Below are 13,568 nucleotides of genomic sequence, written 5' to 3' on the forward strand. Positions count from 1 at the left end.
ATATAAGTTCGTGCGTATTTTTAAATTTTTCAAACAATTAGGTTTCATCTCGATTATGACAATCAGCCCTCTTTCAAGTGCACATGATGCTCAGCCAAATTTACGTGAAATGGTTGGCCAAAAACTGATGCTGGATTTTCGTTACTTTTGCGAGACAGGCAATGCCAGCAAATGTCGACAACCAATGACACAGTTACCTCCCCCCCTTCAAAAGTTATTGCAGAAATACCACATTGGTGGGGTGATATTGTTTGCTGAAAATGTGCAAGATACCGAACAAATTGTCAATCTAACAAACACCTTACAGCAAATTAGCAAGACCCCGATATTTATATCAATTGACCAAGAAGGGGGACGTGTTGCGCGTATCAATCGAGCTGAAGCCACCTCATTTACCGGCAATATGAGCATTGGCGCAACCTACGATGAACACGGCGATAAGTATGCAACTGGGGTAGCTACGGCGATTGCTAAGGAATTGTCTAGTTTGGGTATCAACGTGAATTTTGCACCGACAGTTGATGTTAATGCCAATCCATTGAACCCAGTCATCAATGTCCGATCATTTGGTGAAGACCCCAAGCGCGTAGCTAAGCTAGGTGAAGCCCAAGTTAGAGCTTTTGAAAAGCAGGGCGTAGTTTCAGCTTTGAAGCATTTTCCAGGTCATGGTGACACGCAAGTAGACAGCCACACAGGACTGCCCAAAGTCACTCACTCTCTTGCACAAATAAAACAACGCGATTTACTGCCATTTGAGCACGTAATTCAGGCCCAACAACCAGGTATGATTATGACGGCACATATTCAGTACCCAGCTTTAGATAGCAGTCAAGTACTCAATAGCCAAGGTGAGCGCATGATCCGCCCCGCAACCATGTCCAGAGCGATAATGCACGATTTATTGCGCAATAAAATGGGCTATAACGGCGTCACTATCACGGATGCACTTGATATGGCAGGGATCAGTGACTTTTTTACGCCCACAGACGCGGTCATAGAAACATTCAATGCAGGTGTTGATATAGCACTGATGCCAATACCTGTGCGCACATCGTCAGACATTGAAAAGTTCGAACGCTTTTTTGACACAATTTTAAAGGCCGCCTCAGACGGTAGATTACAACAACAGGAAGTTTTCGCATCGTATCAAAGAATTATGAGCCTAAAAGCGCGCATCGCAGAGCAACAGTTCACAGCAACAACGGCTATTGCGAAAGCAACCTTAGGCAACCCACAACACCGACAACTAGAAGCAGAACTTGCTTTGGCAGCAATTACCAAAGTCAAAAATAACAATTTACTCCCAATCAAACCTAAAAAAGGCTCGCACTTTCACCTAGTTATGCCTGACAGGCAAAAAGCCACAGCGTTAAAACAAGCATTGCAAGCTGCGACCTCTGCTGAAATTAAAGTCACCATTACCAGCTTACAAGCCTACAAACCCGAGCGTGCTCAGCAATTTATCAAAGATGCTGACGTTGTGATCAGTGCCCATGCCTCACCTCAGCAGAGCGCCGCTGAAATTGGGGGGATGGATGATGTCGCGGAATTGAAAAGTTATGAACTCTCAAAACAAGAACAACCCAAAGCATTGCTAAGGCTGATGCAATATGCTCACTCACTAGAAAAGGCGAGTATATTTATCAGCTTGCGAGCGCCTTATGAAATTTCAAAATATGTACAATACAATCAGGCAGTTTTAGCAAGCTATGCCTATAATGTGGATGTAGCTCTAGAAAATGATGTGCGCGGCCCAGCTTATACTGCACTCGCTAACGTGATTTTAGGCAATGCTGAAGCACGTGGACATTTACCAGTCAGTATTGAGTTAGAAACTTTGAGAAAGTAAACACACTTTTACTTTGCCCGCGCTCGATAATGACATGTATTACACGTGGGGGAATTATGGATCCAAAGGCGTCCTTAACGGCACCTAATGCGATTCGAGAAATGATAAGAGCAGGTGACTATTCGGGCCCTACCAACGGGTTTGTGCCCGGTTTCACCCAGTGCAATATCGTTATTTTACCCAAAGCCTATGCATTTGACTTTCAAAAGTATTGTTTACAAAACCACGATTGCTGCCCACTTTTAGCAACCAGTGTTACGCCGGGAGATCATCATTTAGATGCACTTGGCGGAAATATCGATATTCGCAGCGATATTCCAAAATACCGTGTTTTACGCGACGGCCAGCTCATTGATGAAGTCAATAATATTCACCAATTGTGGCGTGAAGACTTTGTCACTTTCGCACTTGCCAGCTACGTCGCTTTTGATTACGTACTGCACAGTTTTGGCTTTTCTCATTCGACATCTAGCCCAGCGCATACACTGCCAATGTATATAAGTAACATACCCAGCTTGCCTGTAGGCCCTTTTGCAGGAGACAAAGTCGTTTGTTTAAGGCCAATGGATACGCAAGAAATCATCAAGGCGATTCAAGCGGGCAGTATTAGCAGAGTTCCTCACGGTATTCCTGTTCATTTTGGCGATCCAAGTCAGATTGGCATAAAAAACTTGAGCAAGCCGAACTTCGGCGAGCCAATATTCTTCGCTGAAGACAAGCAACCCGTGTTTTGGACCACCAGTTTGACAGCTCATCTTGCAATTACCCGCGCAGCACCAGAATTGTGTATTATAAACAGTCCACAACATATGCTGGTCACCGATAGGCCAGATATGGACCTATTAATACAGTAAAATAAGTTGGGTATATGCTTTTAAATTGTGACTTAGGGGAAAGTTTTGGCGCATGGGAAATGGGCCTAGACAGCGAAGTAATGCCGCATATCGATATGGCGAACATCGCCTGTGGGTTTCACGGCGGAGATCCAAGTGTACTGGCTAATACGTTAGAACTTGCAAAATTACACAATGTAACGATCGGTGCACATCCGAGCTACCCTGACCTGCAAGGCTTTGGTCGCCGTTCATTGAATATGTCTCGTCAAGAGCTTATCCATTGTGTGCACTATCAAATTGCAGCCGTAGAAGGGATGGCAAAGGTTGCTGGCACCACGCTGTCTTACGTAAAACCGCACGGCGCGCTTTACAATGATATGATGCGCGATGAGCGTGTTTTACTATCCCTTATCGAAGCTATCAGCTTGTACCCTTCGAACTTAAAACTAATGATTTTAGCCACCGCTCAAGCTGCGCATCATAAGTCTCTAGCAAAGCAATTTGGCGTGACTCTGATTATGGAGGCATTTGCCGACAGGCTATACACGGACGAAGGTTTGCTTACACCCAGAACCGAAACGGGCGCTGTCCATAATAAAGAAAAGTTAATTGAACAAGTACAACATCTTGCACGCGATGGTGCAGTGATAACCGCTGGTGGCAAAATCTTACAACTACCCGCACAGACCCTCTGTGTACATGGGGATAACCAAGCCGCAATAACACAAATAAAGCAGATCAGAGCTATTTTAACTGGCGAAAAATAGCGCCCCCAAAGTCACAGGAAATGAAAAGGATACTCGATGACGCTTTCAACACCGCGTTTAAAGCTCAGGCTGCTAACCAATAGTGATTGGTTATTTTTTAAAAATTTGAATCAAAACCAACAAACCATGCAATACGTTGCTGATATTGAAGATGAACAAACCCTATCTGCTCTATTCGAATCACGCATCACAGCGAGAGAAAAAGGGCAAGAAGGCTGGCTTAGTTTCGTTATAGAAATGGCTGATACGAACGAGTTAGTTGGGCTACATGGTCTTAAAATGATAACTGAAGGTCAGTCTCAAGCTGAAATTGGTTTTATGCTGCACCCCGCTTTTCAGGGTAGGGGGCTAGCTTATGAGGCAACCAAAGCAATCATTGATTTTGCCTTTAAAGAACTAAACTATGAAGCACTGATAGCAACCGTCACGGCGGGCAACATCGCATCGGTCAATTTGCTAGAGAAGCTCGGTTTCACTCACATTGAAACTATTAAAAACAATTACCAAATCAATGGCAGATGGTACGACGACTTAATACTCGTTTTAAGGCAAAGCTAAACTCACACAAAAAAGCGTCACCTTGCGTAAAAAGGTGACGCTTGGTCCCTTAGAGAGTTAACTCAAAGGTTTGACATGTACGAGTTAGAACGGGCCCATATTTTCGGCTGGATTTTGCCATAAACTTGACCAGACGAAATTACCATGAACATAATAAATTATATCGTCATGAATAACGCCTCTATCGTCCGAAGCTCGTACATAAGGAACGCTTTGTGAAGGTGTGTCATAAGTTGCAACGCTGCTACCTAAATAACTCAAACTAGGACTGCTTCCAACGTTTACTTCAAACGCAGCAAGTTCGTTTTTGTTGCTCCAAATCATATCTCCACCCACTTCTTGCTCTGTTTTCCATGTCTCAACAGGCAATGTCATTCTGAATTGCTCATCGCTAATTTTTAAGAAACTGAAAGCGTGATGATCAAACTCGACGGGTGAGTATCCGTTAGCAAAAACATGCTCGTTTACCAACTTGGGAGAGCTCATATCTGAGACATCAAACAAACTGACTTTGGCACCTATTTGCGAATCATTGTCTGACTCAGGCGCTGCCCAAAACCACTCATCGACATTTTGTCCTATACCAATCAAGAGAGACTCAGATACTGGATGTAGATAAGCTGAGTAACCAGGAATTTCCAGTGCACCTGCAATAGTGGGTTTTGAGGCGTCTGCCAAGTCAATAACATAAAGAGGGTCAATTCTTCTAAAAGTAACAATATATGCCTTGTCTCCGACGTATCGTACTGCATATACATTTTCTTCCACTTGACCGTTTGTCTCCACTTTGCCAATAGGTGTAGGTTGTTCATCATTAGGTAACTTAGCCAATACACTTAGTTCAGCACCCTGCTGTTCTAGAATAAACAACTGATGAACAAGTCCAGCCGTGGCGCTGAAACGGGTCGTCAACAGCCTTAGTTTCCCTTCGTGCTCACTGAGTCGAAACGCTGCATTGCTAATGCCGCCAATAACAGCAGGCTCAATAAAGTTACCACCACCAAAGCCTAGTGAGCCAGGTACTGCTCCTGAAGCGCTGTATGAAATATCTGTATTGGATATATCAAATTTATGCAAAGCAGTTTGTGTTAAATCTTCGACACTCGCCACATCATTTGGCCAAAAGCTATTGTATAGATAAATGCTATTCTGAGCGGCATAGACACCGTCACTCGGCGTGTTAATACACGTAGACTGCAGTTGTGTAGGATCATTTAATGAAACCCGTGTAATAGTGGTAATTCGATTCGCACTGTCTAAGGATGTTGTGTCTGCTGGAATGAAGCAATTACTGGGCTCAAAAAGCGGTGATGTAGCCCCAGAACTTAGGTCCGTTATTTTTGGTAGAAGCTGAGAGATATCGGCTTGATATAATGCTTGATAGGCTGCGAGTGCTTCCGTTTGGGAAAATTCAAAGTACGCGCTGAAATTACTGACGACATATAGGTTTCCATCAATAACACGACTATCAATAATGTCACCTTCAATTCGGTATTGTTTCAATATTGAAGCTTGCTCTGGAGATGTTACATCCGCAATGCTCAATTCAAAAGTACTCGGATAAACATCACTGACAGGCGATGTTGCCGCAGTTGAATCAGAAGTTGAATCGTCTGTATTTAAAGGCGAGCTGTCCATTGTATATACTGGATACTTAAACACTGAAGCTAGTCTGTTTTCACTTAAATACAGCTCCTGATGGCTGTATAAACTGTCTGATGCTTCTATTTTTGCAACTTCCGCTATCCCTTGCTCAGTACGCTTCATTACACGCACATACTGTTTAAATTCATCTTGAATAATGACATCTTGCTCAGAATGCCCAGCAATGTACAAATATGTGCCGTCATATTCAATTCTATCTCCCTCATCAACACCCGCTTCTTGTACATTGGTTGTCGAGAAGTTAGTAGAACCGCTGTCAGCTTCTGGCGCAGCATTGGCCACCTTATCCGTGTCATCTCCCCCTGATTGCCATCGGCTTAGATACATACCGTTCTTGACTAATTGATTAAACTCACTTGATGAAGCCTGACGTAATGTCGATGATGATTCCGCTAACCAAGTTAATTCAGGAACTGAATTTGGCACATTTGAATTTCCCTCTCCTGGCGTGTCATCACTACTGTTGCTTCCCCCACAAGCGACAAGAGCGGGTAATGCAACAACAAAAATGCTGCTCCTTGCAATTGGGTGGGAATATCTAAAGTACAACATAGTTTTTCTCCTTGACTGAAAGTAATTCAACTTTAATACATCAAGGTCAATCTTCTGTTATTTAGCTCGATCTATTTGTTATTTTATGTAACTACTTCTGGAAATTGATAAAATTACTGGTAAATTTAAGCCTATCTTTTACAGGAGTCGACTGATTGAAACATTTCTTCTTTTTGCTGCCCATCTATTTGCTCTTGATGAGTCCACACAGTAAGGCAAACTGTGAGGAAGGTAATGAGCAATGTATTGAAGTTGGACAATGGGATTTCGCCGTTGCGATAGGTGCTGGGGTTATTACAAACCCAGTAAGGGGCGGAGACAACGTGCCACTGGTATTACTGCCATATATAAGCTATTACGGAGACAAGTTTTTTGTCGACAATACGAGCCTAGGCTACACATTTTTAGAACAGCCAAGATATGATGTGAGCATTGTCACACAGCTCAATACCGAGCGCGCTTATTTCGAACGGTTTCACCCATCCAATATCTTGGTCAGTAATAGCTTTACCAATGAGTCGAATGCTCCTTCGAACCCTGTCACAGATCCACACCCAGATACGGGTACAGATTCAGATGAACCAGGAGACGTTACCGGAGGAGATAACGACAAAGGTTCTCCCGACGATAAACAATCCCCAGATGTGATTACAATTGATGATATTTCAAAGCGAGACTGGGCATTGGACGGCGGCATACTGGCTCATTGGTATTTTGAGGAATACGGCAAGCTTTCAATACTTTGGCTGCATGACATCACCAGTACCTATAAAGGCCATAATGCACGGATAGATTATAGCTTTAATGTGCCACTGGGTATGCCAGATGTAGCCAGACTTAAGTTAAAAATAGGTGCCGAGTACAAAGATCAGAAACTTGTGGACTATTATTATGGTATTAGTTCAATAGATACAGAGTCCGAACGTCATCTATACAATGGCAAGACAGCTATCAACCCATTTATTAGCATTGCTTTTAATTACCGCCTCAATGAGGACTGGCAAATCAAGTTTAGTGCAAAACAAACTTGGTTGGATTCTGGGATAACCGACAGCCCATTAATTGATAAAAAGTACACCTCCAACATCTTTATTGGAGGCTTGTATGAATTCTAAGTGGTCATATGCACTTATGGCTTCAGTCTGTCTGGTAGCCACAAAAACAAGTGATGTACATGCGGTAGCTGAAAGTAACGCAGAACTAAAAGTTAAGCCAATGATATGTATGGTTAAGTCAATCGGGCAAATTTGTGAAATGACAATCGCCATTCAGTGGCAAACAGCAACGGCTCAAGATGTCTGCCTATATCAAGACAAACAACAATTAAAATGTTGGCAAGGGACTCATCAAGCAAAAGCAAAGTTAAACATTTCTCTAGAGCAAGACATGACCTTTTCACTCAAAAATGCACGCATGGAGACGCTAGCTTCACAAAAAGTAAAGGTAAATGCTGCATTAAGCAGAAAATATAGACGCAAACTAAAATCTGATTGGAGTTTTTTCTAATGGCCAAAGTAATACTTGTTGAAGACGATGAAAGACTTGCGCAGCTTACTGGACAGTTTCTAGAGAGCAATAACTTTGCGGTAACGCTGGTGCATGACGGTGCACAGGCTGTAGAAAAAATTGTGTCGACGCAGCCGGACATTGTGATTCTCGACATCATGCTGCCAAATATGGATGGGTTTTCAATTTGCCGCGAAATCCGCAACTCATATACAGGCCCCGTACTATTCTTAACAGCCAAAGACAGTGACTTTGACCATGTCAGGGGCTTGGAAATTGGCGCTGATGATTATGTCATTAAGCCTGTCGAGCCCTACGTTTTGTTAGCGCGGTTAAATGCACTACTGCGCAGAGGAGGAGGACCGATAGCCAGCACTGACACAATAAAACTTGGTCAATTAGAAGTAGATAAAGCAGCCAGAAAAGCTTATCTGGCTAAAGAGGAAGTCGAGCTCACCAGCTATGAGTTTGACCTCTTATGGGAGTTGGCAAATAACGCCGGCCAGACTCTTAGCAGGGAACATATATACAAATGCGTTGTCGGCCGAGAATATGATGGTTTAGACCGAAGCGTAGATGTACGTATATCGCGTCTACGGAAAAAGCTTGGTGACAATACCGATCAGCCGTTTAGGCTAGTTACTGTTTGGGGCAAGGGGTACCTTTGTTCAAAATCAGCATGGGATTAAACACCGCATGCTAAGACTCCTTGCTAGCCTGTATCTTTTTGTGTTCGTCAGCATCGTATTTATTAACCAAAGTAGTGAATATATATGGAAAAACTGGGGAAACCAAACGCCGAACGAACTAAGTTATGCCAAGCAAGTTGCATTAAACTTAAAAGCTGTACTGGATGAAATTGGCATTGAAAACTACGCGCAAAGTGAACAGTTCAGTGTAATCAATATCAATGACATCGCATGGTTTCCCGAACAGCTAGAGACCTTATACAGAGGCGAAGTTGTCGTTTCTTTTGATACCAATGACCACTACCAACTCAGTATGCTACTGGATGACGGTCAGCACCTTGTACAACTGGGGCCATATGCCCCAAACCAAGCGTCTTTTTTCGCGCAATATGGATTTAGACTGGTTTCGTTCTCCATCTTAGCGCTGCTATTAGTATTATGGCTAAGACCTTTATGGCGAGACCTTACCCAACTTAAGCTGATCACGACAAAGTTAGCGACTGGCCAGCTTGATATTGAAACAAGACCTTCCCGTTTCTCGGCTATATCAACACTCACCCAACAAATCCAAAAGCTGGCATTGCAAACTGCCAGTTTAATGCAAAATCAAAAGCACTTAGTCAATGCGGTATCCCATGAGCTAAGAACCCCCCTTGCTCGATTAAAATTTGCCCTTGCTATGCTCGCTGCAAAGGATCCTGAGCAAGTAAAGGCGATGAATAATGATGTATTGGAAATGGAACAACTAATCGATGAAATGCTTAGTTATGCAAGACTTGAGTTTTCTGAAAGAGAGATGCAAAAGAGCCAGATAGACTTTAGCCAGCTGCTCAATGAGTCGATAGAAAAAGCCCAAATCAGCACCAGTAAAAAGATTCAATGCGATATTCAGCGCAACCTACATGTACATGGAAATAGCCACTACCTTTCTCGTATTCTACAAAATTTACTGCAAAATGCGGATAAATACGGAAAGCATGAAATACACATTTGTCTTGATACAACCAACGAAGGTAATTTACATTTACAAGTTAGCGATGATGGACCTGGTATCCCTCAAGACAAACGAGAGAACGTATTTAGTCCATTTATACGATTGGATAAAAGCCGAAGTAAAGAAACCGGTGGTTTTGGACTCGGCCTTGCAATTGTCAAAAAAATTCTCGATTGGCATGAGGGACAATGTTGGATAAGTGATTCTGACTTAGGCGGCGCAACGTTTAATGTCACCATTGCACTGCAACCAAATTAAAATTTAACAGAACGTCGCATGACTTTTGTTTGAGCCCGCTTATTCTTGCTGTCTAGTCGCCTTTTTTGTGACCCTTTAGTTGGCTTAGTTTGCTTGCGTTTTTTTTCCACTTTAATGGCGTCTAAGATCAATTGCTTCAGCCTAGCAAGCGCATCTTCTTTGTTTTGCTCTTGCGTTCTGAAGCTTTGTGCTTTGATAATGATGACGCCCTCTTTATTGACTCGACTGTCTGAAAGCGCGAGTAAACGCTCTTTATAAAACACGGGCAGGCTCGAGCGATTAATATCAAACCTTAAATGAATTGCTGAAGACACTTTATTCACATTTTGCCCACCAGCGCCCTGAGCCCTAATTGCCGTGAGCTCTATCTCCCAAGAAGACAGCTCCACATTATTTGAAAGTCTCAACATTTTATTCCCACCACTTCTTAAGAGCGAGTTTTATACCAAACCGTTACAAGCTTAGCCACATCCAATTTGCAAAACGTTCAACTTACATGTGACTTCAAAGGAAAGTTTAAAGTAGCCCAATATTTGGAATAAAAGTACCACCGAGAAATCACGTACAACGATTGCTAAATACGGATTATATCAATCTAGCCAATGCATTGACTAGCGCAGCTCAGCCAGAATGCTGATATTGGTTATACAATTCTCGTCGCTACCGCAGGAGGCAGCTGAGCGGCACGAAATGCGGGGTAAAACACTGCAACTTGACCCAAGAGTAAAGTACACACACTACCATATATCATGTAACTCATAGGTACCGTACCCAGCTCAAATACATTGCTAAAAGCAACGCTTAACACAATCGCCGAAATGATACCCAGTATCACCCCGAGACATGTCAATATGACGTTTTCCAACATAAAGTAGCGAATTATTTCTCCCTTACTCGCTCCCATAGCACGTCTGATCCCTATTAGTTTAAAGCGCTTTACAATGCCATATCTAGATTGGCCATAGATCCCCAAAGTCGTTACCAACAAAAGCCCTGCAATGACGCCTAACAGCGTTTTACTTGCAGCATTTTCAGCACTGTATGCGCGCGCTTTAACGTCAGTAAACATCTCGACTTTATCAATTTTACGCCCATGTGTTTCCATCAGATAAGAGAGTGTCTGATCAACGACACTTGTTGGTACACCGGACTCAGTTCGGATAACAAAATTGACTATGCCATCTGTTTCCTTGACTGCTGAAATAACGCCATGTTCGACAACTACCCAAGATGGCCAAGCTGACTGGAGAGTTTTTACTACGCCCACTATGCGCTGCGGCTTGTTGTTAATGTACAGCGTTTGACCGACGATCTGCTCCCAACTCTCATCAAACAACGACTTAGCCAACGCTTTCGTGACCATTGCTTCAGATGCAATTTTATAACCGTCTACTCGTGCCGTCAGCTCTTCTTCTTTTTTAAAATGCCTGCCCGCGATAAGCTCCACACCGAAACTCTTAACCAATTGTGCATCACCACCATAATACCCAGAAAAGGTATCATACTTAGTATCAGGCTTAGTTGCGACTTCCACCAATCGTCCCCATCCCGTAAGAGGAAGGCCGGTAGAAACCGCAGCGCTTGTCACCCCATTGATGGCATTTAACCTTAATAAATCCTGTTCAAGCAGCGCCTTTTTTTCTGCATCTTTTACCGGTAAATTAGTCGCAACATAAAAAATATTGTGCTCATCTAAGCCCGATGGTCTCGAGATTACCTCTCGCTTCTCTAATGCTAAGAAAATTGCATTCACCAATATCGTAAAAGTAATTGCAACTTGCGTAATAAAAAGCAGTGCGGCAATGTAGTTGCTCTTTAAAGACTTTAAAATTGGCAGAAAATCTTTCATCCTTGGCCCCTACAAGCTTTTAAGTTGTTTAGCTGGCTGCACACCAATCGCTCTAATTATGGGAAACAACCCAAATAGCAAACTTGATACAACTGACAAAATCACCGTCGCTAGCATCAGCTCAACACTCATACTCATAATGTCTTTACTTAAATGCGTATAAAGTTGACTCGATACATAAAGGCAAATGTGAGTCATAATTAGCCCTAACACACCGCCCAAGACTCCAATGATACTGGTTTCCAGTGTATATTGTTGGACCAAATCAAAGCTACTGGCTCCTACCGCTCTACGCAAAGCAACTTCAGCTGCTTTACCTTGAAACTTAGTCATAATAATGCTCATTGCATTCAGTAAACACAAAACCAAAAAACAGCCAGCTAGCCAGACTGCAATTTTGCTATCACTAGAGTAAGCTCTGCGCTCTTGCATATACTCTGCTGCGGTTTGTAGCTCATTTATAATCGGTCTTTGAAAACGTCCTAACGCCTGTTGTTCTTGTACATAGGCGTTTAAAAAGGCTAAATATTCTGGCTTTTGTGCTTTGTCACTGAGCTCAACCCAGAAGAACACCCAAACGCACTCTGATGCCCAAAGTGCTGCGACTGTGGTGTTTTCTGGTTCTTTCCAACATTCATAAGACTGAAGATTTGATGTCCACAATTCTAAGTTTATCTGAGTCTGAAATGGCACAAAAATATCTCTTGGTGCCTTAAACGCGCGCATAGAATCGCCATAAAAACGAGGAAGTGCAAACCAGTCATCCAACACGCCAACAACCTTGAATTGATGGTCTCCAAGCATCAGAGAACGACCAATCGAGTTTTCACCAGCAAACAATGTTTGATTCATTTTTTTAGATAAAACAACCACCTGCTCACCATTCTCATCGACAGATTGCGGCCATTCTGAACCATACAAGAAAGGGACTTCAAAGGAGCTAAAGAAATCTCTTGAAGTCGCGCGAACAAAAGTCATTTCAGCGTCGATAGCACCTTGTTCAGGCAGCTTTAGCATATCTTTGAAGCCTGCAATGGGAATATGCCCCTGTGCTTTATTTTGTTTAATTAAGTTAACTGTATCCTGAACAGAAAGATAAGTAGGCGGTCGCTCCTGCGCCCGGTTTCGGTATGCAGCCTCAGGGCTCCAATTATTCAGCCGAACAAGGAATACACGATCACTTTTAGAAGGCAGGGGATCCTTAGTCATCATATAGTTAATCGTATAAGTCGTCATTGTCGCTGAAATACCTACCGCTATAATCAAAATAGCCAAGATACTCAAAGAACGAGTTTGCCACAGACTTAAACACGCTAGTTTAATGTAATAAATAACCATATAGCTCCCTCTAAGCAATTGCTTGGGCAGGCCTTTTTACTTCACTGATCGAGCCATCTTTCACTTCTATAATGCGGCTCGCTTGAGTTGCCTGCTCGAGGTCATGAGTCACCATAATGATGGTCGTACCCGCTGCATTAATTTCCTTAAGTAAAGACATGACACCATCGGCCATTTTTGAGTCCAAATTACCCGTAGGTTCATCGGCTAACAAAAATGCAGGTGAGCCAGCGAGTGCCCGGGCAATCGCAACCCTTTGTTGCTGTCCACCTGACAGCTGAGACGGGAAGTGACTATGTCGACTCCCCAGCCCAACCTGTGCCAGTGCATGGTTTACACGTGCTTTTCTCTCTGCACTGGAAAGCTTTCGATACCGTAGTGGCATTTCAACATTATCGTAAATGTTGAGCTCTGGAATTAGATTAAAACTTTGAAAGACAAAGCCAATCTTTTCATTTCTCAACCGAGATTTTTGTTTGTCATTTAAAGCGCAGACATCAGCGCCATCGAGCCAGTACTCCCCTTCTGAAGCGGCTTCCAATAACCCTGTTATGTTAAGAAAGGTTGTCTTGCCAGATCCCGAAGGACCTACAACAGCGACAAATTCACCTTGTTGTACTTCTAAGTCAAACGGTGCTAGCGCCTGAGTAATTACAGTATCTGTACGGTAAGTTTTCGCTAGTTTACGCATTCTTAACATACTCACT

13 protein-coding genes are annotated in these 13,568 nt (G+C 42.9%); 8 read left to right on the forward strand and 5 right to left on the reverse strand.

Annotation, left to right across the window (positions count from 1 at the left end; all coding sequences use genetic code 11):
• The first annotated feature begins 55 nt into the window (after positions 1-55).
• Genes A7985_RS12010 through A7985_RS12025 form a run of 4 tightly spaced genes read left to right on the forward strand, consistent with a single transcriptional unit; the run spans position 56 to position 4,010 of the window.
• Entirely contained in the window at positions 56-1,849 is a 1,794-nt protein-coding gene (locus A7985_RS12010) for a glycoside hydrolase family 3 protein (protein ID WP_176716736.1), read from the forward strand.
• Between the two features lie 56 nt (positions 1,850-1,905).
• Positions 1,906-2,703, forward strand: a complete 798-nt coding sequence (locus A7985_RS12015) for a D-glutamate cyclase family protein (RefSeq protein WP_065790704.1) — start codon at positions 1,906-1,908, stop codon at positions 2,701-2,703.
• Between the two features lie 14 nt (positions 2,704-2,717).
• Positions 2,718-3,452, forward strand: a complete 735-nt coding sequence (locus A7985_RS12020; RefSeq protein WP_065790705.1) for a 5-oxoprolinase subunit PxpA — start codon at positions 2,718-2,720, stop codon at positions 3,450-3,452.
• 36 nt (positions 3,453-3,488) lie between these two features.
• On the forward strand, positions 3,489-4,010 hold the full coding sequence (locus A7985_RS12025) for a GNAT family N-acetyltransferase (protein WP_065790706.1): 522 nt from the start codon (positions 3,489-3,491) through the stop codon (positions 4,008-4,010).
• 84 nt (positions 4,011-4,094) lie between these two features.
• Here the strand turns inward: A7985_RS12025 and A7985_RS12030 are convergent, their stop codons facing one another.
• Positions 4,095-6,227 (reverse strand): beta-propeller domain-containing protein, encoded by a 2,133-nt coding sequence (locus A7985_RS12030; RefSeq protein ID WP_065790707.1) that lies wholly within the window; start codon positions 6,225-6,227, stop codon positions 4,095-4,097.
• A gap of 155 nt (positions 6,228-6,382) precedes the next feature.
• Here A7985_RS12030 and A7985_RS12035 point away from each other — a divergent pair, with 155 nt between their 5' ends.
• The 4 genes from A7985_RS12035 to A7985_RS12050 are packed head-to-tail and all read left to right on the forward strand — an operon-like array spanning position 6,383 to position 9,674.
• A complete protein-coding gene (locus tag A7985_RS12035; protein WP_081310537.1) occupies positions 6,383-7,342 on the forward strand; it encodes a MipA/OmpV family protein in 960 nt (319 codons plus the stop codon).
• Entirely contained in the window at positions 7,332-7,733 is a 402-nt protein-coding gene (locus tag A7985_RS12040; RefSeq protein ID WP_065790708.1) for a DUF3019 domain-containing protein, read from the forward strand. Before A7985_RS12035 ends, A7985_RS12040 begins: the two co-directional genes overlap by 11 nt.
• The gene (locus tag A7985_RS12045; RefSeq protein ID WP_065790709.1) at positions 7,733-8,422 is read left to right on the forward strand and encodes a response regulator; all 690 of its coding nucleotides are present in this window, start codon (positions 7,733-7,735) and stop codon (positions 8,420-8,422) included. The genes A7985_RS12040 and A7985_RS12045 overlap by 1 nt, the downstream gene beginning before the upstream one ends.
• 7 nt (positions 8,423-8,429) lie before the next feature.
• Positions 8,430-9,674, forward strand: a complete 1,245-nt coding sequence (locus A7985_RS12050; protein ID WP_065790710.1) for an ATP-binding protein — start codon at positions 8,430-8,432, stop codon at positions 9,672-9,674.
• On the opposite strand, the gene arfB is transcribed toward A7985_RS12050, so the two are convergent.
• The 4 genes from arfB to A7985_RS12070 all read right to left on the reverse strand — a co-directional run bounded on the left by arfB (position 9,671) and on the right by A7985_RS12070 (position 13,561).
• A complete protein-coding gene (arfB, locus tag A7985_RS12055) occupies positions 9,671-10,084 on the reverse strand; it encodes an alternative ribosome rescue aminoacyl-tRNA hydrolase ArfB (protein ID WP_065790711.1) in 414 nt (137 codons plus the stop codon). The genes A7985_RS12050 and arfB overlap by 4 nt on opposite strands.
• A gap of 233 nt (positions 10,085-10,317) precedes the next feature.
• Entirely contained in the window at positions 10,318-11,523 is a 1,206-nt protein-coding gene (locus A7985_RS12060; RefSeq protein ID WP_065790712.1) for an ABC transporter permease, read from the reverse strand.
• Positions 11,524-11,532: 9 nt separating this feature from the next.
• Entirely contained in the window at positions 11,533-12,861 is a 1,329-nt protein-coding gene (locus A7985_RS12065; protein WP_065790713.1) for an ABC transporter permease, read from the reverse strand.
• 10 nt (positions 12,862-12,871) lie between these two features.
• Positions 12,872-13,561, reverse strand: coding sequence for an ABC transporter ATP-binding protein (locus tag A7985_RS12070; RefSeq protein ID WP_081310538.1), 690 nt, complete (start codon positions 13,559-13,561; stop codon positions 12,872-12,874).
• Positions 13,562-13,568 lie beyond the last annotated feature (7 nt).

The sequence above is a fragment of the Pseudoalteromonas luteoviolacea genome (genome assembly GCF_001696455.1).
GTDB lineage: Bacteria > Pseudomonadota > Gammaproteobacteria > Enterobacterales > Alteromonadaceae > Pseudoalteromonas > Pseudoalteromonas luteoviolacea_C.

Coding starts and splice junctions, on each gene's coding strand:
- A7985_RS12045 (WP_065790709.1), top strand. CDS start 7,733: ATGGCCAAAGTAATACTTGTTGAAGACGATGAAAGACTTGCGCAGCTT.
- A7985_RS12065 (WP_065790713.1), bottom strand. CDS start 12,861: ATGGTTATTTATTACATTAAACTAGCGTGTTTAAGTCTGTGGCAAACT.
- A7985_RS12050 (WP_065790710.1), top strand. CDS start 8,430: ATGCTAAGACTCCTTGCTAGCCTGTATCTTTTTGTGTTCGTCAGCATC.
- A7985_RS12030 (WP_065790707.1), bottom strand. CDS start 6,227: ATGTTGTACTTTAGATATTCCCACCCAATTGCAAGGAGCAGCATTTTT.
- A7985_RS12025 (WP_065790706.1), top strand. CDS start 3,489: ATGACGCTTTCAACACCGCGTTTAAAGCTCAGGCTGCTAACCAATAGT.
- A7985_RS12060 (WP_065790712.1), bottom strand. CDS start 11,523: ATGAAAGATTTTCTGCCAATTTTAAAGTCTTTAAAGAGCAACTACATT.
- A7985_RS12020 (WP_065790705.1), top strand. CDS start 2,718: ATGCTTTTAAATTGTGACTTAGGGGAAAGTTTTGGCGCATGGGAAATG.
- arfB (WP_065790711.1), bottom strand. CDS start 10,084: ATGTTGAGACTTTCAAATAATGTGGAGCTGTCTTCTTGGGAGATAGAG.
- A7985_RS12070 (WP_081310538.1), bottom strand. CDS start 13,561: ATGTTAAGAATGCGTAAACTAGCGAAAACTTACCGTACAGATACTGTA.
- A7985_RS12010 (WP_176716736.1), top strand. CDS start 56: ATGACAATCAGCCCTCTTTCAAGTGCACATGATGCTCAGCCAAATTTA.
- A7985_RS12015 (WP_065790704.1), top strand. CDS start 1,906: ATGGATCCAAAGGCGTCCTTAACGGCACCTAATGCGATTCGAGAAATG.
- A7985_RS12040 (WP_065790708.1), top strand. CDS start 7,332: ATGAATTCTAAGTGGTCATATGCACTTATGGCTTCAGTCTGTCTGGTA.